General features: G+C 39.8%; 23 protein-coding genes and 1 other annotated feature. Of the genes, 15 read left to right on the top strand and 8 right to left on the bottom strand.

What is annotated here, in order from left to right; genetic code table 11:
• Positions 1–2: 2 nt before the first annotated feature.
• From hisH to hisG, 5 genes are read right to left on the bottom strand one after another with little or no spacing between them, the layout of a single operon-like run.
• Complete coding sequence (gene hisH / locus H4J59_RS04240; protein WP_182185642.1) at positions 3–623, bottom strand: imidazole glycerol phosphate synthase subunit HisH; 621 nt, start codon at positions 621–623, stop codon at positions 3–5.
• A gap of 1 nt (position 624) precedes the next feature.
• Positions 625–1,695, bottom strand: a complete 1,071-nt coding sequence (gene hisB, locus H4J59_RS04235; RefSeq protein ID WP_182237077.1) for a bifunctional histidinol-phosphatase/imidazoleglycerol-phosphate dehydratase HisB — start codon at positions 1,693–1,695, stop codon at positions 625–627.
• A gap of 1 nt (position 1,696) precedes the next feature.
• Positions 1,697–2,818, bottom strand: coding sequence for a histidinol-phosphate transaminase (gene hisC, locus H4J59_RS04230; protein WP_182237075.1), 1,122 nt, complete (start codon positions 2,816–2,818; stop codon positions 1,697–1,699).
• Complete coding sequence (gene hisD, locus H4J59_RS04225; RefSeq protein WP_182237073.1) at positions 2,819–4,225, bottom strand: histidinol dehydrogenase; 1,407 nt, start codon at positions 4,223–4,225, stop codon at positions 2,819–2,821. It abuts the gene before it with no gap.
• Between the two features lie 3 nt (positions 4,226–4,228).
• Positions 4,229–5,128 (bottom strand): ATP phosphoribosyltransferase, encoded by a 900-nt coding sequence (gene hisG, locus H4J59_RS04220; RefSeq protein ID WP_182137595.1) that lies wholly within the window; start codon positions 5,126–5,128, stop codon positions 4,229–4,231.
• Between the two features lie 105 nt (positions 5,129–5,233).
• Positions 5,234–5,365, bottom strand: a sequence feature (His leader region).
• A gap of 386 nt (positions 5,366–5,751) precedes the next feature.
• Between hisG and H4J59_RS04215 the strand changes: the two genes are divergently transcribed.
• The 7 genes from H4J59_RS04215 (at position 5,752) to fadD (ending at position 13,286) form a co-directional block, all read left to right on the top strand.
• Complete coding sequence (locus tag H4J59_RS04215; protein ID WP_182237071.1) at positions 5,752–6,066, top strand: hypothetical protein; 315 nt, start codon at positions 5,752–5,754, stop codon at positions 6,064–6,066.
• A 320-nt stretch (positions 6,067–6,386) separates the two neighbouring features.
• Positions 6,387–8,339, top strand: coding sequence for an ATP-dependent DNA helicase (locus tag H4J59_RS04210; protein WP_182237069.1), 1,953 nt, complete (start codon positions 6,387–6,389; stop codon positions 8,337–8,339).
• A gap of 186 nt (positions 8,340–8,525) precedes the next feature.
• Positions 8,526–9,212, top strand: coding sequence for a tRNA (adenosine(37)-N6)-threonylcarbamoyltransferase complex dimerization subunit type 1 TsaB (tsaB, locus tag H4J59_RS04205; protein ID WP_182237067.1), 687 nt, complete (start codon positions 8,526–8,528; stop codon positions 9,210–9,212).
• A 181-nt stretch (positions 9,213–9,393) separates the two neighbouring features.
• Complete coding sequence (locus H4J59_RS04200; protein ID WP_182237065.1) at positions 9,394–9,795, top strand: hypothetical protein; 402 nt, start codon at positions 9,394–9,396, stop codon at positions 9,793–9,795.
• Between the two features lie 42 nt (positions 9,796–9,837).
• The gene (locus tag H4J59_RS04195) at positions 9,838–10,491 is read left to right on the top strand and encodes a M50 family metallopeptidase (RefSeq protein ID WP_182237063.1); all 654 of its coding nucleotides are present in this window, start codon (positions 9,838–9,840) and stop codon (positions 10,489–10,491) included.
• 65 nt (positions 10,492–10,556) lie between these two features.
• Complete coding sequence (locus H4J59_RS04190; protein ID WP_182237061.1) at positions 10,557–11,426, top strand: alpha/beta fold hydrolase; 870 nt, start codon at positions 10,557–10,559, stop codon at positions 11,424–11,426.
• A gap of 204 nt (positions 11,427–11,630) precedes the next feature.
• On the top strand, positions 11,631–13,286 hold the full coding sequence (fadD, locus tag H4J59_RS04185; RefSeq protein ID WP_182237059.1) for a long-chain-fatty-acid--CoA ligase FadD: 1,656 nt from the start codon (positions 11,631–11,633) through the stop codon (positions 13,284–13,286).
• A 292-nt stretch (positions 13,287–13,578) separates the two neighbouring features.
• Here fadD and H4J59_RS04180 read toward each other — a convergent pair whose 3' ends face one another.
• Positions 13,579–14,316 carry a YciK family oxidoreductase gene (locus tag H4J59_RS04180; RefSeq protein ID WP_182237057.1) on the bottom strand — a complete coding sequence of 246 codons (738 nt, stop codon included), beginning with the start codon at positions 14,314–14,316 and terminating at the stop codon, positions 13,579–13,581.
• 280 nt (positions 14,317–14,596) lie between these two features.
• Here H4J59_RS04180 and H4J59_RS04175 point away from each other — a divergent pair, with 280 nt between their 5' ends.
• The 3 genes from H4J59_RS04175 (at position 14,597) to H4J59_RS04165 (ending at position 19,347) form a co-directional block, all read left to right on the top strand.
• Entirely contained in the window at positions 14,597–17,017 is a 2,421-nt protein-coding gene (locus tag H4J59_RS04175) for a VolA/Pla-1 family phospholipase (protein WP_182237055.1), read from the top strand.
• A gap of 584 nt (positions 17,018–17,601) precedes the next feature.
• The gene (gene sohB / locus H4J59_RS04170) at positions 17,602–18,651 is read left to right on the top strand and encodes a protease SohB (protein WP_182237053.1); all 1,050 of its coding nucleotides are present in this window, start codon (positions 17,602–17,604) and stop codon (positions 18,649–18,651) included.
• Positions 18,652–18,687: 36 nt separating this feature from the next.
• Complete coding sequence (locus H4J59_RS04165; RefSeq protein WP_182237051.1) at positions 18,688–19,347, top strand: thiopurine S-methyltransferase; 660 nt, start codon at positions 18,688–18,690, stop codon at positions 19,345–19,347.
• Positions 19,348–19,652: 305 nt separating this feature from the next.
• Here the strand turns inward: H4J59_RS04165 and H4J59_RS04160 are convergent, their stop codons facing one another.
• The gene (locus H4J59_RS04160) at positions 19,653–19,919 is read right to left on the bottom strand and encodes a hypothetical protein (RefSeq protein WP_182237049.1); all 267 of its coding nucleotides are present in this window, start codon (positions 19,917–19,919) and stop codon (positions 19,653–19,655) included.
• A 284-nt stretch (positions 19,920–20,203) separates the two neighbouring features.
• Here H4J59_RS04160 and H4J59_RS04155 point away from each other — a divergent pair, with 284 nt between their 5' ends.
• The 5 genes from H4J59_RS04155 to H4J59_RS04135 all read left to right on the top strand — a co-directional run bounded on the left by H4J59_RS04155 (position 20,204) and on the right by H4J59_RS04135 (position 24,604).
• Positions 20,204–21,112, top strand: coding sequence for a transcriptional regulator GcvA (locus tag H4J59_RS04155; RefSeq protein ID WP_182237048.1), 909 nt, complete (start codon positions 20,204–20,206; stop codon positions 21,110–21,112).
• 5 nt (positions 21,113–21,117) lie between these two features.
• Positions 21,118–21,783, top strand: coding sequence for an alpha/beta family hydrolase (locus tag H4J59_RS04150; RefSeq protein ID WP_182237046.1), 666 nt, complete (start codon positions 21,118–21,120; stop codon positions 21,781–21,783).
• Positions 21,761–22,162 carry a DUF423 domain-containing protein gene (locus H4J59_RS04145; RefSeq protein WP_182237044.1) on the top strand — a complete coding sequence of 134 codons (402 nt, stop codon included), beginning with the start codon at positions 21,761–21,763 and terminating at the stop codon, positions 22,160–22,162. The genes H4J59_RS04150 and H4J59_RS04145 overlap by 23 nt, the downstream gene beginning before the upstream one ends.
• Positions 22,163–22,167: 5 nt before the next feature.
• On the top strand, positions 22,168–23,253 hold the full coding sequence (gene rlmM, locus H4J59_RS04140; RefSeq protein WP_182137611.1) for a 23S rRNA (cytidine(2498)-2'-O)-methyltransferase RlmM: 1,086 nt from the start codon (positions 22,168–22,170) through the stop codon (positions 23,251–23,253).
• Between the two features lie 265 nt (positions 23,254–23,518).
• Complete coding sequence (locus tag H4J59_RS04135) at positions 23,519–24,604, top strand: L-dopachrome tautomerase-related protein (RefSeq protein WP_182237042.1); 1,086 nt, start codon at positions 23,519–23,521, stop codon at positions 24,602–24,604.
• Positions 24,605–25,135: 531 nt separating this feature from the next.
• Here H4J59_RS04135 and H4J59_RS04130 read toward each other — a convergent pair.
• Positions 25,136–26,143 carry an isocitrate dehydrogenase gene (locus H4J59_RS04130; protein ID WP_182237041.1) on the bottom strand — a complete coding sequence of 336 codons (1,008 nt, stop codon included), beginning with the start codon at positions 26,141–26,143 and terminating at the stop codon, positions 25,136–25,138.
• Between the last annotated feature and the right edge of the window lie 453 nt (positions 26,144–26,596).

The following is a 26,596-nucleotide window of genomic DNA, read 5'->3' as shown; positions in this document are numbered from 1 at the left end:
GCTTACATCTCCAAGAAATTCTTAATTATTTTACTACCAAGCGCACTAGAGCGTTCAGGATGAAATTGGCAACCGATAAAGTTATCTTTGGCAATGGCAGCAGAAAATTCACTACCATAGTGGCAGCGGGCAACAGTATATTCAGAAATGGGCGCCGCAAAGCTATGCACAAAGTAGAAATAGTCATCAACCTTGATGCCGGCAAATATGGCATGGTCGCTAACCTGAGTTAGGGTATTCCAGCCCATATGTGGCAAACGTAAGGTTTTAGCCTCAAGCGGGCGAATATCGGTAGGGATCAAGCCTAAACATTCAACCACTTCATCTTTACCTACACCTTCAGCAGAAGTACGAGCCATTAATTGCATGCCCAAACAAAAACCTAATACCGGCTGGGTAAGCTGTTGTAGTGTAGCCACTAAACCTTTTGCCCTGATATTTTCCATGGCGTGGCGAGCACTGCCCACACCAGGTAAAATAACTTTGTCAGCACTTTTAATGACCTTGATGTCATCAGAAATAGTAATAGCAAAACCTAAACGTTCGACGGCAAACTTTACCGATGCCAGGTTTGCACAACCGGTGTCAACAATAACAAAGTTAGCTTGCGGGTTTTCGCTCATGCTATAAACATCCCTTTGTGCTGGGTAGAACATCACCGTCAACCGCTATGGCTTGGCGCAAAGCACGACCAAATACTTTAAATAAGCTTTCAACTTGGTGATGACAATTGCCTTCAGTTGTAGAGAGGTGCAGTGTGATTGCCATCGAGTCAGCTAATGAACGAAAGAAATGTGGCACCATTTGGGTCGACATTTGTCCGACCATATTATCTGTAAATTTGGCGTCAAATTCTAACCAAGGACGACCAGAAAGATCAATCGAGCACTCAGCACGACATTCGTCCATAGGTAAAACAAAACCAAAGCGACCAATACCGCGTTTGTCACCCAAGGCTTGCTTAAGCGCTTGGCCTAAGGCTAAAGCGGTGTCTTCAACACTGTGGTGTTCGTCAATGTGATAGTCACCATCAACACTAACTTGCATACTAAAACCGCCATGTGCAGCAATTTGTTCAAGCATGTGATCAAAAAAGCCTAAACCGGTTTTGATCTTAATATCACCGATTTTATCAAGGTTGATGGCGACATTGATATTGGTTTCTTTTGTTGTTCTAACCACTTTCGCTACTCTTGAGCTCGTCAGTAGTTGCTCAGCAATGTCGTTCCAATTAAGCGATTGACGGTTATATTTAAGCGCTTTAATACCCATGTTGGCCGCAAGCGCGATATCAGTTTCTCGGTCGCCAATAACATAAGAGTTGGCAAAGTTAACTTTACCTTGCTGTAAATAGTCACTGACTAAACCTAATTTAGGTTTGCGGCAGCTGCAATTGTCTGCTTCAAAATGTGGGCAAAGTAGTACGTCGTCAAAGTTAATTCCTTGCGATGCAAACATGGCCATCATTTTGTCATGTGGCAAGTCAAAGTCACTTTTTGGGTAGCTTGTAGTGCCTAAGCCGTCTTGGTTTGACACCATGACTAAGCGAAAGCCTTTTTTCTGCAAGGCAATTAACACCGGGATCACGTTAGGTTCAAAAACTAACTTGGCTAAACTATCGACTTGCTTATCGCTAATCGGCTCTTCAATTAAGGTACCGTCTCGGTCGATAAATAAAATATTTTGTTGGCTCATATTAATTCTCTTTTGCCACCGTTTGGGCTGTTGTTGTGATAAAACTATTGATGATAGTTTGCTGTAATAGACCAAGTTCGCGTTCACTACCAATACTGATGCGTAAGCAGTTGGCTAAATTTTGCTGTTTTGATTGATCACGTATTAAAATACCTTGCTCTACCAAGCCATTAAAAATAAAGTTTTTTACTGTTTCATTTTGACAACGAAACAAAACAAAATTTGCATCACTTTTAAATACTTGGCTGCACCAACTTTGCTGGGTTAACCAAGTGGTTAATTGTTGACGTAAAATTTCAGTTTCTTGTACGCGAATACTTACTTGTTCTAGGCCAGATGGCGCTAAAGCGGCACTAGCAATATCGGCAACGGGCGCTGAAATAGGGTAAGGCGCTATTACTTTACTGATCATCGAAATAATGTCTTGATTAGCTAGGGTAAATCCGCAACGTAAACCGGCTAAAGCAAAGGCTTTTGACAGCGTTCTTAAAATAACTAAATGTGGATATGTTTTAAGCCAGCTAGACACAGATTGTTCAGGGCTAAACTCGATATAGGCTTCATCAACCACAACAATGGCTGAGTCGGCAAAGAGTTCAAGCACAGTTTTAATATCTTGCTGTGCCAGTAAATTACCCGTTGGGTTACCTGGCGAGCACAAAAATACCACTTTGGCTTGACCAACTTGTGCTTTTAACCCGGCTAAATCTAACGACAACTCTGTGGTTAATGGTACTTTAATAATACCGGCACCATGATTTTCAGCGCTAATAGCATACATGCCATAAGTGGGTGGACAAATAACAATGCTGTCTTGATATGCTTGGCAAAAGGTTCTGATGATCAGCTCTATGCCTTCATCTGCGCCGCGAGTGGCTAAGATGTTTTCTGCGGCTATAGCACTATAAGCACTATAAGCATTGATCAGGTTTTCTGGTTGAAAGTCAGGGTAGCGATTGATGCTGTCGCTGCTGACTTGGTAAATACCGGGACCTGAAGCTTCGTTAGCGTTGAGCCAAATTTTGCCTTGCATTGCACCACTGCTGGCATAAAGTCTGCGTGCAGACTGGTAAGGCACCATATCGATGAGTTCTTTGCGGGCAAGTTTGTTTGCAATGCTCATTTATGCCTCCGTACTCTGGTTAGCGCTGTTGTTGCTCTGTCTATTTAAATCAGCTTTTGCGTTGTTGCCTGTCGGCTCTAACGGGGCTTCTAAGCGAATAGTAACAGCACGTTTATGACCGTCTAGCCCTTCAGCATCGGTGAGTTCGCAAATACATTCCGCCAAACTACTTAAGCCTTGACGCGTAATTTCTTGCACAGTAAAGCGTCTTGAAAAGTCGGCCAATGACAAACTACTGATCACTTTTGAATAACCGTAAGTGGGTAGTACATGATTGGTACCGCTAGCATAATCACCAGCCGATTCTGGCGTATACGCGCCAACAAAAATTGAACCGGCATTACGTAGCTCAGTTAATAACTGCTGAGCATTGTCGGTTTGAATAATCAAGTGCTCTGGGCCATATTCATTTGATATTTCAACGGCTTGTGATAAATCTTTAGTCAGTATTAAGCGACTTTGCTGTAAGGCTTGGCGCGCTATTTCTGCTCGCGATAACAGGGTTAGTTGCTCTGCTAAAGCTAACTGAACGGCGTTGATGAGTGCCATGTTATCTGATAACAAAATAACTTGGCTATCGGGGCCGTGTTCGGCTTGCGATAATAAATCAGCGGCGACAAATCCTGCATTAGCATTAGCGTCTGCTATGACGAGTACTTCTGATGGGCCTGCTGGCATATCAATAGCAAAACCATTGACTTGCTGTGATAGTTGCTTTTTGGCTTCGGTAACATATTTATTGCCCGGACCAAAAATTTTGTTCACCGCTTTAATTGTTTGCGTACCAAAAGCTAATGCGGCACAAGCTTGTGCGCCACCGACACTATATATTTCTTCAATATCGCATAATGAAGCCGCCACTAGAATTTCGTCAGCTAATTGGCCGTCTTTATTGGGCGGGCAAACTAGGACTTTGCGTGGGCATTGTGCTAATTGTGCGGGTACACCTAACATTAATACCGTTGATGGTAATGGTGCGCTACCGGCTGGAATATACAAACCCACACTAGCAATAGCTTCAGTTTTTAGGGTACATACCACACCAGGCGTAGTTTCAACACGAATGTCAGCACTGATTTGTGCTTGGTGAAAACGTTTAATTTGCCCATAAGCTGTTTCAATGGCTTTTAATCGTTTAGGCGTTAATCTGGTTTTTGCTGCAGCAATTTGCTCTGGTGTCACTTTTAAAGTATCAAGCAATACACCATCAAACTTTTCGGTAAAATCGAACAAGGCTTTATCACCGTTTTTTCTGACATTGGTGAGAATATTTTCTACTTGTTGTGATAACAAACCGCTTTCTGCAATGGCCGGGCGGGCAAGCGCATAATTACGTTCAGCACTAGACAAGTTTTCCCAGGTGATTAGGTCTTTTAGTCTGCTAGGATTTTGGTTGTTTGTATTCATGCGTTAGCCCATCATTTTTTCAATTGGCATTACTAAAATAGAGTTACACCCTAAAGCGTTAAGTTGCTCCATGGTTTCCCAAAAAAATGTTTCTGTCGCGACAACGTGCACAGCAACAATGTCTTCACGTCCTGCTAAAGGTAATATGGTGGGTGTTTCTTTACCTGGCATAAGCGCGCTTACTTGGGCGATTTTGTCTTTTGGTGCATGCAGCATGATGTATTTACTTTCTTTGGCTTTCATCACGCCTTGAATACGAGGTAATAAAGTGTCAAGAATCGCTTGTTTCTCTGGTATTAAAGCCTTGTTGGTCTGAATTAATGAAGCGTGCGAGCGAAAAATTTCTTCCACTTCAACTAGGCCATTCGCTTCTAATGTTGCGCCTGTCGATACTATGTCACAAATGCCATCAGACAAGCCAACACGAGGTGCGACTTCAACAGAGCCTTTTAGTAAGCAAAATTCGACGTTGATACCGTTGTTTTTGGCAAAACGATTCAGTAACTGTGGATAGGTGGTGGCAAACCTAAGGCCATCTAGACTTTTTATACCTTTATAATCAAAGCCTTCTGGCATGGCTATTGACAAACGGCAGCCGCCAAAGTTTAAACCTAAGGTACGAATATATTTTGATTTTTGGCCCATTAACTCACGCTCTAATGCGGCTTCTTCCAAGGTGTTGTCGCCAACGATACCTAAATCGCAAACGCCGTCCATGACCAAGCCTGGAATATCACTACTACGTACGCGCATGATGTCAATGGGCATATTAGAAACATGAGCAAGTAATAGGCGATCAGAGACATTAAGTTTAAGGCCACAACGCTTTAATAACGCTTGTGTGTCGTCGCTTAAGCGACCTGATTTTTGCATTGCAATGCGTAAACGTGGTTCTGTTGTCATGATTTTTCCTATTAATTTTTAAATTTTTTTGTGCTATTTAGTCGCTTTTCATGTGTTTTATCATTGTTCAAAAAAGCATGTATATACAATTTCAAAGCCATAAAAATGCGAAAACCCCCGAGAGATGAACTCTTTCGGGGGTTTAGAAATTAATTTTTATTTATCTTACACCGCTGAAAGGTTCATAGCCCTCAGCGAATAAACCTGAGCAGCTAATCTGTATGATGATGGTGATGAATGGCAATCAAGTTTAAAGTCATGTTGTATTTACTCTATTATTGCTTCAATTAGCATAGTTGTAAGATAATAATTTATTTGGCTATTTTTTAAATTAAAGCGCTACTTTTAAGTTACTTTAAATGATTTTATAAAAGCTATTGAAAAAAGACAAAAACTTTTTAAAGTACTTACTTTAATTTAGATTTAACGATACGTTGATTCTTAAGTTAGAGCAAGTGTTTAATGTTAACTCAATATGATTTTTTGAACTAAGCTAGTATTGTTTTGTTCTAAAATATGTAGCGTAAAAAAGGTAAAGATTAAGCGAGTATTGCCGATATATAACCATGACTATATAACGATGGCAAAGCAGAGATGTTTTATTTTAATCAGGGGGCATAACAATGGACATTTTCACTACCGCATTAACCCGTGTTGTCCCTGTGCCTATAAAACCTGCTAGCTTAAAAGTTAAGGCATTGATGAAAGCGGCTGCAACCCATGCTGTTTCTGACGATACCGCAGGTTTAGAGGAGCCGGCATTATATTTTAAAAAATCGTCTGATCAAGAAGAAAGCACTGACAAGACAGCGCCAGAGGTGGTTGAAGCATCGCCAGTGCCAGCCGATAATACCGGTCAACATATTGATGTTCTTGAGGATAGTGAGTGCACACATTCAGAAAAAGATGATAAACCCCACCTAGATATTTTTGTATAAAATTAAGCTACTGGCATAAACCCGAATTAAGCTAACCGAATTAAGCGGGTAGTATCATGCATTACTTAAGGTATAGGCTGTGCTTATTTGCCACCTTACTCTTTATTTTATTCTCCACTCCACTCCACTCTACTCTTCATTCTACGCTCCATGCTATCTTTCATCTTACCCTGCATTTTAGGGGGTATTTTATTTTGCCTTTAATGTTTTTAAATCTGCATTATATTAGCGCTATTATTAGTCAAGCTTAGCGTTATTTTTCCTGTTATTTTTGTCTGTGATGATTATAATGAGCGCAAATTTATCAATGTCGTACCTTTATGAGTGCTGTTGAACATGCGTTTTCACATCAAGGTGCTTTAGCGAAAGCTATTAATGGCTTTTCTCCACGCCAAGCTCAACTAGATATGGCACTAGAAGTTGCTAAAGCTATCGAGCAAAAAAGTTCGCTCATTGTTGAAGCGGGGACAGGTACGGGCAAAACATTTGCCTACCTAATTCCGGCGTTATTGGCTAACAAAGCCAATGCTGAAAATAATGAGGGACAGAAAAAAATTATTGTTTCAACCGGAACAAAAAACCTCCAAGAACAATTATTTCATAAAGACTTACCGTTAATTCGCAAAGCACTGGCCAGTAATGCACAAGTGGCGTTATTAAAAGGCCGCGCCAACTACCTTTGTATATATCGTTTGGAGCAATATCAACAATCGCGTGGCCAACTTGACGCGCAAACATTGGCTGATTTTGTCAAAGTGCGATCTTGGGCCAATGGCACACAAAGTGGCGATATTGGTGAGTTAGTTAATGTGACTGAAGGCTCGCCGGTATTTCCGTTTGTTACCAGTACTGTTGATAATTGTCTCGCCAAAGAATGTCCTAATATTGAAAGTTGCTACTTAATTAAAGCGCGGACAAAAGCGATTGATGCCGATCTTGTGGTGGTAAATCATCATTTGTTTTTTGCTGATATGGCGCTAAAAGACAGCGGTTTTGGTGAGTTAATTCCTAAAGCTGACGTGATGATTTTTGATGAAGCTCATCAAATTGCTGATATAGCCAGTGAATATTTTGGTGAGGCGTTTTCCACACGACAGTTACTTGATCTTTGTAGCGATGTTTTACAGGTTTACAGAACAGAATTAACCGACGTAAAACAGTTGGCAAAGGCAGCAGAAAAGCTGTTGAAAACCAGTCAAGAATTTCGTTTACTTTTTAGTTACGATCCCGAGCGCGGCAACTGGCGAGAAAAACATCAACAGCAGAAGTTTGCTCATGCCTTTAGCTTATTAAAAACAGATTTAGACTTTCTTTATCAAGTGATCAAACTTTGTGTCTCACGTAACGAGGCGATTGATCATTGCTTTGACCGAGCATTAAATTTATTAACGCAATATGAAGTGATGGCTGATGTAAATGCCATGGGCATGAGCTTTTGGTATGAAACCACGCCACGGCATGTTGTGCTACATAAAACACCCTTATCGGTGGCAGATAAGTTTGGTACTTACGTAAAAGAATCAGGTGCGGGTTGGATATTTACTTCGGCAACACTTGCTGTTGATGGCGAATTTAAACACTTTTCTAGCCATTTAGGTATAGAGCATTCGGCCAGTTTGTTACTGGATAGCCCGTTTGATTATGCGAAACAATGCCAATTAATTATTCCGCGTTATTTGCCATCCGCTAATGATATGAACCGCGCTAAAGCCTTAGGCGAACTTGCTATTCCCTTAATTGCCGCCAGTGCTGGCGCCTGTTTTATGTTGTTTACCAGTTACCGTGTTATGCACCAAGTTGCTGAATTATTGGCTGAGCGTATTGATAACCCATTACTGGTGCAAGGACAAATGGGTAAGCGTAAATTATTAGAGCAATTTGTTGAGCAAGACAGTGCTGTGTTGCTTGCCACAGCAAGTTTTTGGGAAGGCGTTGATGTTAGAGGTGATAAACTTACCTGTGTGATAATCGACAAACTGCCGTTTGCTTCACCGAACGACCCTTTGTTGCAGGCCCGCAGTGAAGATGTAAAACGACAAGGCAAAGACCCATTTGCACAAATTCAATTACCCCAAGCGGTTATTGCTTTAAAGCAAGGGGTAGGGCGTTTGATTCGTGATGTTAATGACAAGGGTATACTGGTTATCTGTGATGACCGACTGGTTAATCGTCCATACGGAGAAGTTTTTCTCAAGAGTTTACCTGACATGAAGCGCAGTAGAGATATTAACCAAGCCGCAGAGTTTTTAGCGCAACTGGTTGGTCGCGAATAACTTTTACCGTCAATAAAGTTTGCCGCGATCCAACTTGCGGTTAATTGACGTTGCAAGGATGCTTGTTTAGACGAGAAAAGTTTATCTGGGTTAAAGTTTACCTGAGTTAAAGTTCTCTAGGCTTAAGGTAAAATAATGTTAAACTCGCCGGATTAGTAATGACAGTAATTTTAAAGGGTTTTTGACGTGAATTTTTTGGCCATCGATGCCTCTACTGAAGCTTGTTCAGTAGCAATTAAATATTTTGATCAACAGTTTAGTGAGTATGAACTGTGTCCTCAGTCTCATAGTTTGCGTTTATTACCTATGATTGACAGTGTATTAAAGCAGGCGAACGTTAAGTTAACTGAGCTTGATGGTATTATTTTTGGTCAAGGACCGGGAAGTTTTACCGGTGTGCGTATTGGCATAGGTGTAACACAAGGTTTAGCTTTTTCTGCAGAGTTGCCGGCGCGCGGTGTATCTACCTTACAAGCGATGGCTCAGCAAGCTTACCTTGATAAAGGTGTCAGCAAAGTTATTGCTGCGATTGATGCCCGTATGTCAGAGGTGTATACCTGCTACTTTGAAGTTGATGATCTGGGTATTATGCAGCCAAAAACTGAAGAAACAGTATTAAAACCTGAGTTGGTTGCCCAATATTATAAAGACTTAGTATTACCCGCTTATGGTGTTGGAACAGGCTGGGACGCTTATCCTGCCTTGGCAGCATTAAAGTCCAATGTGGATTCACCTGAAATTTTGTTTCCAACGGCTGTAGCTATGTTAGCCATTGGGCAAATAGACTTTGCAGAGCAGTGTGTTGATGCTGAAAACGCCCAGCCTAAATATGTTCGAGATACCGTGTCATGGCAGAAGCTGCCTGGGCGATAAAGTAGACATTATATTACTTTTTGTTTTGAATGATTTTTTTTGATAAACACTTTCTCATACGGGCTTATGCTATTGCACTCGTTATGTTTTACTGCATTTTAATCTAGCTTGGTTATTGCCCAGCTGATTTTTTGATGAAAAATAGTTTTCACCTTGATGATAAATTTGTTAGATTACTTTTATGCAAGTCAATAATTCTGTCAACTTAACATCCCAACCGGCTATCGGGTTAGGGAAGAATTCGTCTGTACCCGCTCAAGAGCAACGTACTAAGGTACTTGCACGCGAAGCGCTTAGTAGCGAAGAAAGTCAAAAGTCACCATCGGATATTAATACACGCCAACGCCTCGATATCGACGAACAGGCAATGGCACTAATCGAACGTCAGCCGTTGTCCGTGTATGACAGTGGTAACAGCTCACAACAAAGCCCACAACAAAATTATCAGCAAACGAGTACCCATAGTGGTTATGATACACCATCGAGCCAAAATAAATTGGCTGTAGCTGCTTACCAGTCGGTTGATGCTATTGCTCAACGCGATAGTATTCAACAAATTTTTGGTGTTGACTTATTTGCCTGATTTATTGGATAAAAATTATCATTCCTCTACCGAAAAAACACCATGAACTTTAGCCCTAAATACAAATTTTGGCTGATGTTACTCACGGCCATCATTATTTTACAACTGCCTTTTATTTCCATTCCATTTAAATGGTTAGAAAGCTATTTTCATGAAATTAGCCATGGCTTAACGGCGCTGTTAACCGGCGGAAGTATTGTACAAATTCAACTATTTCCTAACGGCGCGGGGTTATGTACCACAAGAGGTGGCTCGGCATTTTTTATCAGCTTAATGGGTTATGGCGGCGCAATATTATGGGGCAGTCTGATATTTTACTTGGCGTCGAGTCATAGAAAAACAGCACAGATTTTTTCTATACTGCTGATTGGCTTATTGACGAGCAGTATTTTATTGTGGGTACGAGACTTATTAACCTTATTTATTGTGGTCGTTTTACTTATGTTAGTGATAGCGCAACTAAAATATTCATCACAAAAACACCTACAAACGTTATTAAAATTAACCGGTTTATTAGTCTTAATTAACAGTTTAATGAGCCCGCTTTATTTACTTGACGGTCAAGCAAAAGGCGACGGTGCTGCTTTAGCTAATATGACCTTTATTCCTGAAATAATATGGGTTGTCATTTGGTTTTTGGCGGCATTATTTGCCATCTATCGACTCAGTAAATTATCGTTGCGTAGCACAGGTTAGCGATTAGAAAATCATCATTGCTATGTAGCGCTAGACTACTCTTCTCCAATTTATAAAGGATTTTTATGGCAGCTTCTGATGTATTTAAACCAGTGGAGTTTGATGTCAACGGCCGAAAAATTAGTGGCATAAGTTATGGTGATGAGCAAGGACCCTTGCTTTTATGCTTGCATGGCTGGCTTGATAATGCGGCAAGCTTTCAACCGTTAATGCCATATTTGTCAAACTATCATGTTATTGCTATTGATTGGCCCGGACATGGCTTATCTGATCATCGAGGCGCTGATGCCCATTATCATTTTTTAGATTGGGTTTATGACTTGATCAGTTTATTTCGCTCACAGCAATGGCAAGCTATTGATATTATTGGCCACTCTATGGGAGGAATGGTGGCGTCTGCGTTTGCGGCAGCCTTTCCTGAGCATGTGAAATCATTAACCTTGATTGACTGCATCGGTGTGTTAACTTCAGATGCAGCGACTACAACCAAGCAATTACGCAAAGGCTTGTTAAGCCGTTTAACGCGAGATAATAAAGCTAAAAAATACCATACTAGTCTCAACTCTGCTGTTGCGGCTCGCGTGTTAGTGTCAGACTTAAGCACAGATAATGCCACGCTCATTGTCGAACGCGGTATTGAGCAAACTAAGGCTGGTTTTATTTGGCGTGCCGACATTCGTTTACGTTCAACTTCTCCTTATCGATTTACCTTAGCGCAAGCCGAGCAACTTGTTACTGATATAAACACTCCTGTGCAATTACTTTACGGCAGCAAAGGTATGGAAATGGTAACTAAAGGTTTAAAGTGCTTTGGCCCTTTGTTTAAAAACTTACAGTTGCATGAGTTGAGTGGTGGCCACCATGTACATATGGAACAAGCTAAGCAGGCTGCTAAGCTGATAAATACCTTTATTCATCAGCAAGCTAAGCAGTAAGATTAATTCAAACAGCATATGTCGGCTCTTTAAAGTAGAGTAGGCGCAAGTTATTTAGTATGAATTTTAACCGGTTTGATGATGTTAAATTTACTAATTATTCAATTAATTTAAACAAGTGTTTAAATTAACTGGATCGACCAGTGAAAGTTTGATAAAACGTGTCATTAAATTAAAAATAAAAATTTAAAGAGGAAAGGTACCGTGGAAAAAATTTGGCTTGAGAAGAGTTACCCTCCTGGTGTTCCATTTGAAATTGATCCTGATAAATACGCTTCAATTGTCGATATGTTCCATAAATATACCGAGGTTTATGCCGATAGAGCTGCCTTTATTAATATGGGTGCGCAGATTAGTTATCGTGAACTTGCACAACAAGCGACAACTTTTGCTGCCTACTTACAGCAAGACTTAGGTTTAGTTAAAGGTGATAAATTTGCCATTATGGTACCCAATTGTTTGCAATATCCTATTGCACTGTTTGGCGCCCTGTTAGCAGGCTTAACCGTGGTGAATGTTAACCCGCTCTACACAGCACGTGAATTAGAACATCAATTAAAAGACTCCAACACTAAAGCGATTTTAATTATTCAAAACTTTGCCAGTATTTTGGAAAAAGTTATTGATAAAACACCCGTTGAAAAAGTTATTTTAACCTCGCTTGGTGATCGTTTAGGTACAGTCAAAGGTGTCATTGTTAATAGCGTTGTTAAGTACGTTAAAAAAATGGTGCCCGCTTTTAATCTTAAGAATGTAGAGCATTTTAATAAAGCTTTAGCCAAGGGAGAAAAACTAAATTTTAGCCCAGTGACACTTTGTGGTGATGATTTGGCCTTTTTGCAATATACCGGTGGCACAACGGGTGTTTCAAAAGGCGCGATGTTAACGCATCGCAACATGGTTGCTAATTTAGAGCAAGCTAAAGCGGCGATTAAACCGCAATTAGAAGAGGGTAAAGAGCTGGTTGTTACTGCCTTACCGCTTTATCATATTTTTGCTTTAACGGCTAATTGCCTGACATTTATTACACTGGGTGGTACCAATTTATTGATCACCAATCCGCGTGATATGCCGGGATTTGTTAAAGAGTTAGCAAAATATGACTTTACAGCCATTACCGGTGTAAATACCTTATTTAATGGTTTATTGAATACCCCGGGCTTTAGTGAACTCAATTTTTCTAATTTAAAATTATCACTAGGCGGTGGTATGGCGGTACAACGTCCGGTGGCCGAAAATTGGGAACGTGTCACGAAAACACGCTTACTTGAAGGCTATGGCTTGACAGAATGTGCACCTTTAGTAACGCTTTGCCCCTATAATCAAACACATTACAGTGGCAGTATTGGTTTACCTGCACCTTCTACTGATATTCGTATTGTATTGGAAGATGGCAGCGACGCTAAAATAGGTGAAGCTGGAGAATTGTGGGTTAAAGGCCCACAAGTAATGAAAGGTTATTATAATCGCCAAGAAGCAACCGATGAAATTTTAAAAGCAGGTTGGTTAGCCACTGGTGATGTCGCTTGTATGGATGAAAATGGCTTTTTAAAAATCGTTGACCGTAAAAAAGATATGATTATTGTTTCTGGCTTTAACGTCTATCCCAATGAAATTGAAGAGATAGCCATGAGCCATGATGGCGTACTAGAAGCGGCGGCTATTGGTATTCCTAATGAAGCTTCTGGTGAGGCAGTCAAATTATTTATTGTACGTAAAGATCCTAATTTAACTAAGAAATCGTTAATTAATCACTGTCGTGAAAACTTAACTAATTACAAAGTACCAAAATTTATTGAGTTTCGTGACGAGTTACCAAAAACCAACGTCGGTAAAATATTACGACGTGAATTACGCTAAGTTAGATAGCGGTATAGCTTGTCATTAATCGACCATTAATCGAGGTTAAAGTGACTTAATAAAAAGGCCAACTAATGTTGGCCTTTTTTATGTGCAGATGAATTGTATGCTAGGTTCACATGGATGTGAAAGAGTGGCGATGTTTAAGTCGCTCTTAGCCCTCTCGGTCATTGCTCCTACCTGACTTTACTGACTGAGCTCTTTGTCAGAACATAGCGCGATAACAGTAAGCTAGCTATTTTTAATTTAAAAGCACTAGGTTCTTAACTTGTTATTCTGCAGGGAAAGGGCATTATTGTGCGTTTATTCTTTCGCCATTAACCGCTTTGCTATCGTTGGCCATTAAATATACGTAAAGTGGCATTATGTCTTTCGGTAAAGCAATTTCAGCTTTGTTTTCTGCCGGGTAAGCCACTGAACGCATATCGGTATTTGTTGCGCCGGGATTTACTACATTAGTTCTAAGCGAACTGTTTTCATATTCGTCTGCAATAACCTGCATGAGTCCTTCTGTGGCAAATTTAGAAACGCTATAAGCACCCCAATAAGCTTTACCTTTATTGCCGACACCTGATGAGGTAAATACTAACGATGCATGGTCAGCTTTGAGTAACACAGGGATTAATGCTTGTGCTAATAAAAACTGGGCATTAACGTTAACTTGCATAACGTCTTGCCAAATTTGTTGATTAATTTGGTTAAAGGGCGTTAACTCGCCCAGTATTGAAGCATTGAGTAATGCGCCATCTAATTGACCAAATTGATTATCAATAGTGGCGGCTAAGTCAATATAATTTTGCTTTGTTGCTCCTTTTAAATCTAGCGGCACAATGGCGGGTTCAGGATAGCCCTTAGCGAGTATTTCATCATAAACAGCTTCTAGTTTTGCAACGGTTCTGCCTAATAAAATAACCGTAGCGCCTAACTCCGCATAAGTTAATGCTGCTTGGCGGCCAATACTTGCACCCGCACCGGTTACTAAAATGGTTTTCTTGGCTAAAATTTGTGGTGTTATTGCATAGTCAAACATAAGATTAATTTTTGAAATAATTTGATAACAATATTACTACTTTCACTGCTATGCTGACGAGGGTTTTTCGTTACTAATCTACATTTGTGGAATAAAACTTTGAATAAATTAAAAAATCACTAGCACTTGATCTATTCTTGAGGTAAGTTTGACTGGTCGAACAAGTTGATTTTGATGCTGGTATAAGTATAAAAATCAACGATAATAATGAAAAATAATAAAGATATATTTAGCCAGTAGTTAAGTATATAAAATAAAGATAAGTCAGTGGGGAGATAAAATGAAAAAGTTAGTACTCAGTCTAGCAATAGCGAGCACATTAGGTTTAAGTGCTTGCCAAGACGAAACCATAACAGATGTTGAAAGTGAAGTGGTTGAAAACGGCACGGTCGTAACAGCCACAGCACGCGTTAAATTTGATCCAGCGGCGGGCGCTGCTGGACTTTCTATACCAAATGATTTGATTTTTTCTGGTACGGTTGATGGAACCTTAGAGATTCCCGTTGCCGACCCCACTGATGGCTCAGACCCTTTTGTTGCTATTAGTGCTCTTGACGGTTGGTCAATTTCTCAACCTTTTCCCCTCGCTATTGAATTCCCAGCGGGAACTTCTTTAGATGCCAGTAGTGCTGCTGAATCTGGCTCGGTAAGAGTTTTTGAAACCGTGATGGGTGGTGACGTCAATGACAGTGATTGTACCGCTGTAACACCTGGCCTAGCCTGTAAAGTGGTTGGCGAACTTACTTTTGGCCAACATTTCGTTACGCAAAAATCCGGCGACAATGTTTTGTTTGTCCCGATTCAACCCCTTAAAGCAGAAACGACTTATGTCATGGTGATGACGAATAATCTTCGTGATAACAATGGTAAAGCAGTTGCTGGCTCTAGTACTTATGAATTAGCGCGCCAAGATATCAATACCTTACCTTTGGGTAACGAGTCGCAATTAGGCTTACAAGCCGCGATTAATAGTTATGAAGCTGCTGTAATCGCCGCTGGTGTTGATAGCGATACTATTATTTATAGTGCTGCGATGACGACACAATCAACTACACGCGTATTAAGTACGGTTAAATCTTTACTGGCAGCTAGTGTACCTCAGATGGTTGCTAATGCTCAGCAAGGAACTCTGGCTATTGGCGTAGACGATACCACTCTGTCAGTTGCGGATGTGTTAGCAGGTCAAATTCCTGAAAGCTTGGTACCGTTATATTCTGCAGCAAACTATATTCGTGGTTCAATTACACTGCCTTATTACTCAGGCGTACCCTCTGCAGAAAACCCACTAGCACCGGTGAATGATTGGTGGCGTGCCCGTTGTGATTCAGGTGCCACACTGGCTGGTTTAGCCGCAGCAAATCCAGCGGCAATTCCTGCTGGGCCATTAGATGCAAACGATGGCTTTTGTATGAACTTTGGTTTACGTGATTTAAGCTCAAGCTCAAGCCCAGCGATAGCGGCTATTGATACTGAACGTAATTTAACTAAGTTTAATCCAATTCCAGCCACAAGCGCGATGTTGCCGATTGATGTGCAAATGACTACGCCAGATTTAGATTTTGCTAATCCCGTACGTGAAAGTATGGGTTTACCTGCTATAGAAGAGCCTGAAAATGGTTGGCCAGTAGCTATTTTAGTCCATGGTGTTACCTCAACAAAAGAACAAATGTTACCCATTACCGGTATATTATCTATATTTGGTATAGCAACAGTTGCGATTGATCAGCCATTACATGGTAGCCGCGGTTTTGATTTAAATGGCGATGATGTTGATGATATTAATGCTAGTACCGTATCGACCTTACATTATGTAAACTTGGGTAGTATGTTAAGTATGCGTGATAATACACGACAAAGTACCGCTGATTTACTGGGTTTGCGTTTAGGGATGAACTTTTTAGGTGGTGCTGATGGCGATGGTAACCCAATAAAAATCGATAGTTCAAAAGTTCACCTGTTGGGGCATTCATTAGGTGGTATTTACGGCATGAATACGGTTGGCTTAGCGAACACTGAGTTAAACCCAGCAATCGATGGTTTATTTAAAATTGCCAGTACGTCTTTAGCAATGCCGGGTTTAATGTTGGCTAACTTTGGCTTGGATTCGCCAGCATTTGAAGGCTTAGCTAAATCTAATTTAACCTTAGAGCTATCGCCTGAGTTTAAAGCAGCAGTTGAAGCAACTTTACCTGCCAATTATACCCAAGAAGAATTAAGTGCTTTCTACTTTGCTTTTTATGACACTTTATCGGCTGAGCAAAAAGCCACTTTAAATGGCGGTTTCACTCAGTTTACTTTTGCAGCGCAAACGGTGACAGACTCGGGTGACCCTATTGCTTATGTTGAAATGTTAGCGGCGACTGAAACACCTACGCATCTAATTGAAGTGGTCGGTAATGGTGATGATAATTTATCAGACCAAACCGTGACAAATAGAGCGCCATTTACCCCTATGGGTGGTACTGAACCTGCGATTGCTTTATTAGGCTTGCAAGGTGTAAGTGCTGACACTAATGGCTCAGGTGTGGTGAGGTTTGTTAATGGCCACCATAGTTCGATACTTGACCCTCGTCCTGTTGCCGCTTCACCTGATGCTGCGTTAAGCGCTAGAGCAACGCAAGAAATGCAATCACAAGTAGCGGTATTCTTTGCGACGATGGGACAATTAATTAAAGTAACTGACACTGCTGTTGTACAGTAGATTGCACAGTAGATTGCTCGTGCACTTTGTATTGAATAAAAACTGCATTTTAGTCACAGTATTGAGTTAAATCAGTTTTAATTAAATATCGTCACAGGTTGATAAAATACTAACGGTCCATATCTTGGGCCGTTTTTTTTGGCTGATATTTTATTCGTCTATCATGCGGTTAGCTTTGTAGCATTAAGGCTTATTTTTTGATGGCACAGTAATTATTTACCTTAACCTATGCCAGAGCAAAGCTATACTAAAACTACACTAGGGAAAAACTACGTTCAATGACGCCAGCCCGTGCTCAAAAAAAGCAGAGTGTAAATCAGGTCAATTAGTTAACAACTTAATTGTGGCAGTGGTTCAAGACTCATTTTTAAATACTACTCTGTAGTTTAGCCATTATTTTATAAAGCAAAGATTGGCTGACAGTTGTTTATTTATTTTCATTTAAGGGCTAACTTTAGTGAATAATTAGCTATTCCCCTTTTTTTACAAACTATATCCCCCATATTGATAACTAGAATAATCATTACAATTAATATACAACAATAGGGTTAACAGTTGTTAACCTGTTGTTTAGGAGAAAAATATTGGAATTTCTGTATGAATACGGTTTATTTTTAGCTAAAACCATCACTTTCGTTATTGCGGTGGTTGCTATTATTATTGCTATTGCCTCTTCCGCAATGAAACAAGGCGGTAAGAAAGGTGAGCTAGAAATTATTGACTTATCAGAGCAATATATTGAAGTTGAAGACGATATTACCCACCACCTTTTATCTAAAGAAGAGTTAAAAGAAAAAGAGAAAAAAGATAAAAAAGCTGAAAAAGAGCAAGCGAAAATCGATAACAAAGCTCACAAAGACGGCAGTGACGAAAAGAAAGCCATCCCACGTTTATTTGTTGTCGACTTTAACGGTAGTATTGATGCTAAAGAAGTTGGCTCTTTACGTGAAGAAATTAGTGCAATTTTAACTGTTGCTCAACCCAGCGATGAAGTTTTTATTCGCTTAGAAAGTGGTGGCGGTATGGTGCACGGGTACGGTTTAGCGGCGTCACAACTCGATCGCGTACGTCAACGCAATATTCCATTAACGGCATCAGTTGATAAAGTAGCAGCCAGTGGCGGCTATATGATGGCTTGTGTGGCTAATAAAATAGTCTCAGCGCCATTTGCCATTCTTGGCTCTATTGGCGTTATTGCACAAGTGCCAAATTTTCATAAGTTACTAAAGAAAAATGATGTCGACTTTGAGCAGTTTACCGCTGGTGAATTTAAACGTACGGTAACCATGTTTGGTGAAAATACTGATAAAGGCCGTGAAAAGTTTGTTGAAGAGCTAGAAGATACGCACGTGTTATTTAAAAACTTTGTGAGTGAGCATCGTCCAAGTTTAGATATTGCTAAAGTGGCAACAGGCGAGCATTGGTTTGGCACGCAAGCAAAAGAGTTAGGGCTTGTTGACGAAATACAAACCAGTGACGATTACCTACAGGCGCGTTGTAAATCTCATAAGTTAGTGCAAATTAAGTATGCAACGAAGAAAGGTTTAGCTGAAAAGTTTTCAAAAGCAGCGTCTTTGTCATTTGATAGCATTATAAGCAAGGTTTGGCAAAACAATCGTATTTTTCCAAGTTAATAGCTTTGGCTAATGTAAGCTAATAAGGTCATATCAATGGACAGCTTTTTTTGGCATAAATGTTGGGAACGCAACAAATTGGGTTTTCACCAAAGTGACGTGCACCCTCTATTGTCTCAACATTTCAAAAAACTGTCTTTACCCTCTGATCAGCATGTGTTTGTGCCGCTATGTGGCAAAACACTTGATATGGCCTACTTAGCGCAGTATTGGCAAGTTACAGGTAATGAATTAAGTGAAATTGCCTGTAGCAACTTCTTTCTCGAAAACAATATTGAGTATCAAAAAAAGACCTTAGGTGATTTTGAGCAGTTTTTTTGTCCTCAGCTTTCACTATTACAAGGTGATTTTTTTAAGCTTTCTGCAGACGCCATTGACCGCGTAGATTGGATATATGACCGTGCGGCCTTAATTGCGCTACCAACAACAATGCAGCAAGCATACGTTCAGCATTTGAAAACGTTTTTTTGTTCACATACACGCTTGTTTTTAGTAACAGTTGAGTTTCCAAAAACGCAATTAAGTGGTCCACCATTTTCGATAACAGCCACTGATGTGCAACGCTTGTTTTCAGGCTTTACTATTGAATGTATTGCGATCAATGAGCTCAAAGATAAGCAATTTGCCCAGCGAAGCCTTGAAGTTGATTACCTGAGAGAAAAGCTATATATCATCACTAAAAATAATAGTGTATAGAGTAAATGTCGACCTAAACATAGTGTTAAGTGCTTAGCTTTACTTAAATCCTCACTGCCTCCAATGCACCTATGTTCCAATACTCTTATGAAGCCATTAATGTTACTTTGATCAGCTGTAATACCTTAGAAGGTATTCCCAGGTGCTTCAGATAGTTTTCAATAAGGTTAGTTGAGTTGCTTTAGTATGGATTACTTTATATTTTAGTGGGGTTTATTGAGTTTTAAATAACAAAAAAGGTGCTGTTGGGCACCTTTTTATGAAGATTAATAGTCATAAAATTAATGGTTAATTTAATAGCCAGACTATTCAGCAAGCGTCACCGCTTTGATTATAATTTCAGCGCCTTTGTTGACATGAAAATCGTTCATTGTCACTTGAGCGTGAGCTGTTTTTTCGATAGGATTTATGACTATCGTATTTAACTTAATTGATTGTGCCAAGTGTAGTTTAGTGATTTCTACTAGTTCAACGGCGTTGATAGCCTGTATTTTAACTAATTGTGTTGCTTGGCTGTTACTTGCCACTAAAGCTAACGTAGCGATGGTTGCTAATTTAAAAATGTTTTTCATAAGTCACCTGTAATAAAACGTCAATTGGTTTTATAGATGTTTTGGGACTCGTTCTTTTCAATGACAAACAAGGGTTGGGAGCCTGTTTGATTATTACCCGATTATTTCGGGCTAAAGATGAAGTCCTTCATCTATGGCGTTCATATTACGGTAAAACTGGTAAAGTTTATAATGACTAATTATAATGTCATTCATTAGAAAAACTAATCCGACATGCTTATGTCGAAAACTTGATGAATTATGCAAGCATAGATTCATTTTTAACGTAAATTTATAGGTGTAAATTGGCGAATAGAATCCCACCACTTAACGCCTTGAGGGCTTTTGAGGCATCGGCTAGGCAGTTAAGTTTTACCCGGGCAGCGGAAGAGTTATTCGTTACTCAAGCAGCAATCAGTCATCAAATAAAAGCCTTGGAAGATAATTTAGGCATAAAATTATTTATGCGTAAAAATAGAAGTTTGTTACTGACAGAAGAAGGCCAGTCATATTACCTTGATATTAAAGATGTGTTTAATGCCTTACATGACGCCACAGAAAGATTATTAGCCCGCGGCGCAAAGGGTGCTATTACGGTAAGCTTGCAACCAAGCTTTGCCATACAGTGGCTGGTGCCTAGGTTGAACACCTTTAACTTATTACATCCTGATATTGACGTGCGTATTAAAGCGGTTGACCAGCCTGAAAACTCGCTTACTGAAGATGTTGATTTAGCCATTTATTATGGTAGAGGGCGTTGGGATGGTATTCATGCGGAGCAATTACATACCGAGTATTTGATCCCCGTGTGTTCACCTTTATTATTATCGGGCAGTAAACCCTTGAGTATAATTGACGATTTAGCAAATCATACTTTATTACATGATGCCTCGAGAAGAGATTGGAAAAGATGGTTTAAGCATGTTGACTTCAAAGGCGGTAATGTTAATCATGGCCCAATATTTAGTCATTCGGCGATGGTGTTACAAGCGGCTATTCATGGCCAAGGGGTTGCTCTGGCGCATAGTGTGTTAGCGAAACCGGATATTGATAGTGGTCGATTGGTTTGCCCATTTAAAGAAGTATTAATCAGTAAAAACTCTTATTACATTGTCTGTCGAGAAAAGCAATTGGAATTAGGTAAAATAGCGGCGTTTCGCGAGTGGGTATTGCAAACGGTTGCCGACGAGCAAACTATTACCGATGAAGGGTAGCTAGCGTGATCAACAACGAATTATCAGTAAGTAACGAACTAAATAGTGCCAAAGACGCAAAAGCATTGGTCATATTTGCCCATGGCGCGGGTGCGGATATGCATCATGCGTACATTGAAGAACTTGTTGGTTTGATGAATGCTCAGCAATTGAGTGTATTACGCTTTAATTTTCCTTTTATGGACAAGCGTAAACTTGATGGCAAAAGACGACCACCGGACAGAATGCCCGCGCTAGTTGAGTGCTATCAAGCCATATTAGCAAAAGCTAATAGCACTTTACCGATATATATTGCGGGAAAATCAATGGGTGGGCGAGTAGCCGCCACTTTAGCGGGTGATAGCGTTTTAATGAAAAGTAATTTAGTACGCGGCGTTATCTGCTTAGGTTATCCATTTCATCCGGTAAAAAAACCAGAAAAGTTACGCTTAGCGCCATTGCAAGATACACAGTTGCCTGTGTTGATCTTACAAGGCGAAAGAGATGCGCTGGGTAGTGAAAGTGAAATTAAGCAATACCAAATTTCTTCACGTTGTCAGTTACATTATTTTAATGACGGTGACCACGATTTAAAGCCACGGGTAAAATCGGGCTACAAGCTAAAACAGCATCAAACTACAGCGGTTCATAAAATGAGGGGGTTTATCGATGAAATTAATAACACTTGCTAAACTACTGATGATATTTGTTGGTATCAGTGGGTGTTTTTCTGTATTATTCGGCGCTTGGTTAGCCCATGGTGGGCAATCGCTACCTTTGGCGTCACAAGAACGACTAATGACCGCATTAACGTATCAATTTTTTCATACGTTAGCGCTAATGCTAACCATCATCTTATATAAGCTGCACGAAAAAGCTATGCTATTGATCGCAGGAATATTATTTGTGATTGGTATCCTGTTTTTTAGTGGTAGTTTGTATATCAGAACGTTATTCGATGTGTTGAGTATTGGAAAGTTGGCGCCATCAGGCGGCCTGTCATTTGCACTTGCCTGGCTAGTGGTTGGATTTGCAGGTACTAAAATGTTTGACCAAAAGTTAGGTAATTAATTAAAATGACTGCAATAGTTTTATATTGTCGCCCCGGATTTGAAAAAGAATGTGGCGCAGAAATTCAAGAAAAAGCTTCATGGAATGAAGTTTATGGCTATTTAGAGCTAACTAAAAACCAGGGCGTAGTTTATTTTCATTTAAATAAGCCGGAAGAGGGTGAAATTTTAATGGAAAAAATTCCATTAAAACGACTTATTTTCGCTCGCCAATGGTTTGTCACGGTAACTGAAAAAATAGACTTACCTGACTACAATCGCGTTGAAGCCATTGTAGAAGTGTTAGGCACTGAGTGGCAATACGCTGATTTGCGTATGGAAACTCCTGACACAAATGACGGTAAAGAACTGTCGAAGTTTTGTCGTAAATTAGCGGTACCACTGCGACAAGCGCTGAGAAAAGATAAAGTACTGACCGAAAAAGGTAATAAAGATGGCGCGGTGTTACATGCGTTATTTTTATCAGGCAAAGAAGTTATATTCGGCTTTTCATTAGCGCGAAATACTTCGCCACATGTGATGGGTATTCCACGTTTAAAATTCCCTAATGCCGCGCCAAGTCGTTCAACATTGAAACTTGATGAAGCTTTTTTATATTTTATTCCTAGAGAAGAATGGGATATACGTTTAACCTCAGGCATGAATGCAGTTGATTTAGGTGCAGCCCCAGGTGGTTGGACTTATCAATTGGTTCGTCGTGGCATGATGGTAACGTCAATCGATAATGGCCCAATGGCGGAGTCATTAATGCAAACGGGTCAAGTAAAGCATCGTACAATGGATGGCTTTAAGTATTTGCCGCAAAAGAAAAATGTTTATTGGTTAGTATGTGACATGATTGAAAAGCCACAACGCGTGGCAAAGCTGATGAGCGAATGGCTATTAAAAGGGCTATGCCAAGAAGCTATTTTCAACTTGAAATTACCCATGAAGGGGCGTTATCAGCAAGTTAATGATGACTTACAAACGATGAAAGATGCTTTTTCTCTGCACAATGTAAAATATGAATTGTATGCCAAGCATTTGTATTATGACCGTGAAGAAATAACGGTTCACGCTAGGTTATTATCTCCTCCACCAATGGATATTTAGTTACTTTTTACTAACAATATTTTGAAAAAAAGCCCTACATTTCTGATGAATTTTAGGGCTTTTTATATTTTAAGTTTATATATTTGCTAATACTGTTGTTTTACTATCAAATCTACCGCTGCTATATATCAAGAAATAAGCTTCCTTTTTATAAAAAAGATATTGAAAACTCTATTTTAAATAAAAAGTAATGACGTCCCCTTAAGTAAAAATAAATATTATGAATAATCCTAATATTTACATATTCATATAAAGGAAGATAATAATGAAAAAACTACTTTTAGCCGCAATTTATAGCATAGCATTACTCAGTGCAGCGACTACATCGGCTGATAATAACAAGCTAAACACGGTAGCTATATTTGATGCACAACATCCTCCAGGCAACATTGCTATTACGCCATCGGGCAGGAAGTTTTTGTCAATACACGGATTTTACGGGCAAAAGAAAAAAATTATGGAGCTTTTCAAAGACGGCACAACAAAACCTTATCCTAATGAAGCGTGGGCGTATGCTTACAATAAGGGTAAAGGTTTTTATGATGTACTAGGTATTAATGTATCAGCCAATGGTATTTTATGGATGCTAGATACATCAGGCCCTGATCACGCTGGACGATTAGTAGGTTGGGATACTATTAACGAGCAGCTTCATAAAATTATTTATTTAGCAAAGCCAACGATTACAGACACCTCGTTTTTAAACGACTTAGCCGTTGATAACAAAAATGGATATATCTATATAGCAGATACAGCACAAGGTAGCCAAGCCGCAATAATTACTGTAAATATGAAAACAGGTGCAGCGCGAAGAGTACTGCAAAACAGCCATTATACTACTGCTGAAAACATCGACATAGTTATTGAAGGCCGCACTATGAAAATTGGGGGACAAGCTGCACGCTTAGGTGTAAACCCAATTACCCTTGAGCCAAATGAAAATTGGTTATACTTTGGCTCTATGTCGGGCACATCAGTATATCGTATTGCTACCAGCGCAATTATAGATGAAGATCTATCAAGTAAAGCGCTTGAACAAAAAGTAGAGCGCTATGGTACTAAGCCAATTTCTGATGGCATTATTGTAGATGGTGGTGGCAACGTTTATGTCACTGATATTACTAACGGCGCTATCGGTGTGGTTAAGCCCAGTGGCGATTACGAAGTGTTATTTAAAGATGAGCGACTCGTGTGGCCTGATGGCTTCAGTTATGGCGCTGATGATAAAATTTACTTCACTGTTAATGAACTTCACCGTTCACCGCCGCTCAATGATGGTAAAGACGGTAGCCAAGGCCAATTTAGCGTGCTTTCTTTTGAGCCACTCGTTAAGGGGAAAGTAGGTCGGTAAGTACCCCAATCCAGCAATAACTAACCGTCACTATTAGCATTGAGCAGTCCTTTAGGGACTGCTTTTTAGAAGCTAAAGTCGCTTTATTACTGTATTCCAACATGGATAAAAGGTTCAGATTTTAGCGAGATGAGGAAGGTTTGTGAACATCTATCTTAGTTTGTGCTAGCGCACCAAGTAATTGTGAATTTATTTCAGTATGAATAACTTCCGAGAGAGTCTCACTTGATGATGCAGAAGTTGATTTAGCTAAAAAACTATCATTTATGAAACAGTAACTGCGTTTAGCACTTTTGTTGAGGTAATTTCATTACCCATCACTATTCAGACAAATTAATTTTTTTTTGAGTTATAACCAGCCATTCCTACTCTAGAATTTTTATAATAAGGTTGTTTATCCGTGCCATTAAACTTGTGGTTTTGTTACTCACAGGAACAATAATTTAATAGCATGTGCAAGATAAGAGGAACGCTGAAGATAAAAAAACCAAGCACTGTGGCTTGGTTTTTCATATAAGGTAATAAGCAGTGTTATAAACGTTCTAATACAGCTTGTGTGAAGTCTGAGGTGCCGTGTGTGCCGCCCAGATCTCGTGTGGTGCGATCGCCAGATTCGATAACTTCCGTTATAGCGCGACGAATGTTATCTGCTTTATCTGCCATACCTAAGTATTCTAGCATTTGAATAGCGGCTAAAATAACTGAGGTAGGGTTTGCCAAGTTTTTGCCCGCAATATCAGGGGCGCTACCATGAACTGCTTCAAATATTGCACAGCCATTACCAATATTAGCGCCAGGTGCCATGCCTAAGCCACCCACTAAACCTGCACATAAATCTGACAGTATATCGCCAAATAAATTTGTAGTAACAATTACATCGAACTGCTCAGGATTCATGACTAACTGCATACAACAGTTATCTACAATCATTTCTGTTGATTCAATTTGCGGGTAACGTGCGGCTACTTCACGGGCTACTTTAAGAAATAGACCTGATGTTGACTTTAGGATATTAGCTTTATGAACAGCAGTTACCTTTTTACGACCTTCTTTTATCGCTGTTTCATAAGCGAAAGTTACAATGCGTTCAGCACCTTCACGAGTGACAAGACTTTTCGCTTCCGCTTGATTTCCGTCTTCTGAGACTGTTTGTCCTAGGCCTGAGTACATACCTTCAGTATTTTCACGAATGGTAATGATATCAATATTTTCATAACGTGCTTTCGTGCCTTTAAATGACAATACAGGACGAACATTAGCATAGAGTTGAAAGTGCTTACGTAAGGTGACGTTAATTGATGTAAAACCTTCACCTACAGGTGTCGTTAACGGACCTTTTATGGCGATTTTATTTTTTTCAATTAGTGCTAAGGTTGATTCTGGCACTAAGTCGCCATGATTCTCCAATGCGGTTAGACCAGCGTCAGCATACTCATATTCAAAATTACAACCGGCTTTATCTAATATTTTGATAGTCGCGTCGATAATGTCTGGACCTATGCCGTCACCTGGGATCACTGTTATGGTTTGTTTTGCCATTGTTTAATTGCCTTTTGAGTATTGCTTTTTTGAATTGCGAGAATCGTGAGTTTTTAGTTAAATATAAAGCACTTACCAGCGAATATACTTGACCTGACACTGCGCTTATTGATTCAACCGAGTTAATGCCTGCAATTATAGCAACTAACCGCAGCAGTTAGTAAGTTTTACTGTAAAACTTTAGTCTAATTCCTGCGCTATTACGTTTTTTAGTTGTTGGTAGGAGAAAAAAATTGACGATGATGTTTATTGCTCTCAACTAAACTTGGGCTATTTTAATTAGCACATGTGGGTAATAACTAAGTGGCATGGGTAGCGAGTATTATATTTATACCAATTCCGATAATTAACTGTTCAACTTTGCCCAGTCCCTTCTGCATAGAGATAAGACCCGTTCTGTATCCGCTATGAAGTTGTTCCATGCAATAGAACACTTATCCACTATATCCTCAT

The sequence above is a fragment of the Colwellia sp. MB02u-10 genome (assembly GCF_014077185.1).
In the GTDB taxonomy this organism is placed as follows: domain Bacteria; phylum Pseudomonadota; class Gammaproteobacteria; order Enterobacterales; family Alteromonadaceae; genus Cognaticolwellia.
The sequence above is the reverse complement of the archived record's forward strand: the minus strand, read 5'-3'. Positions and strand labels throughout refer to the sequence as shown.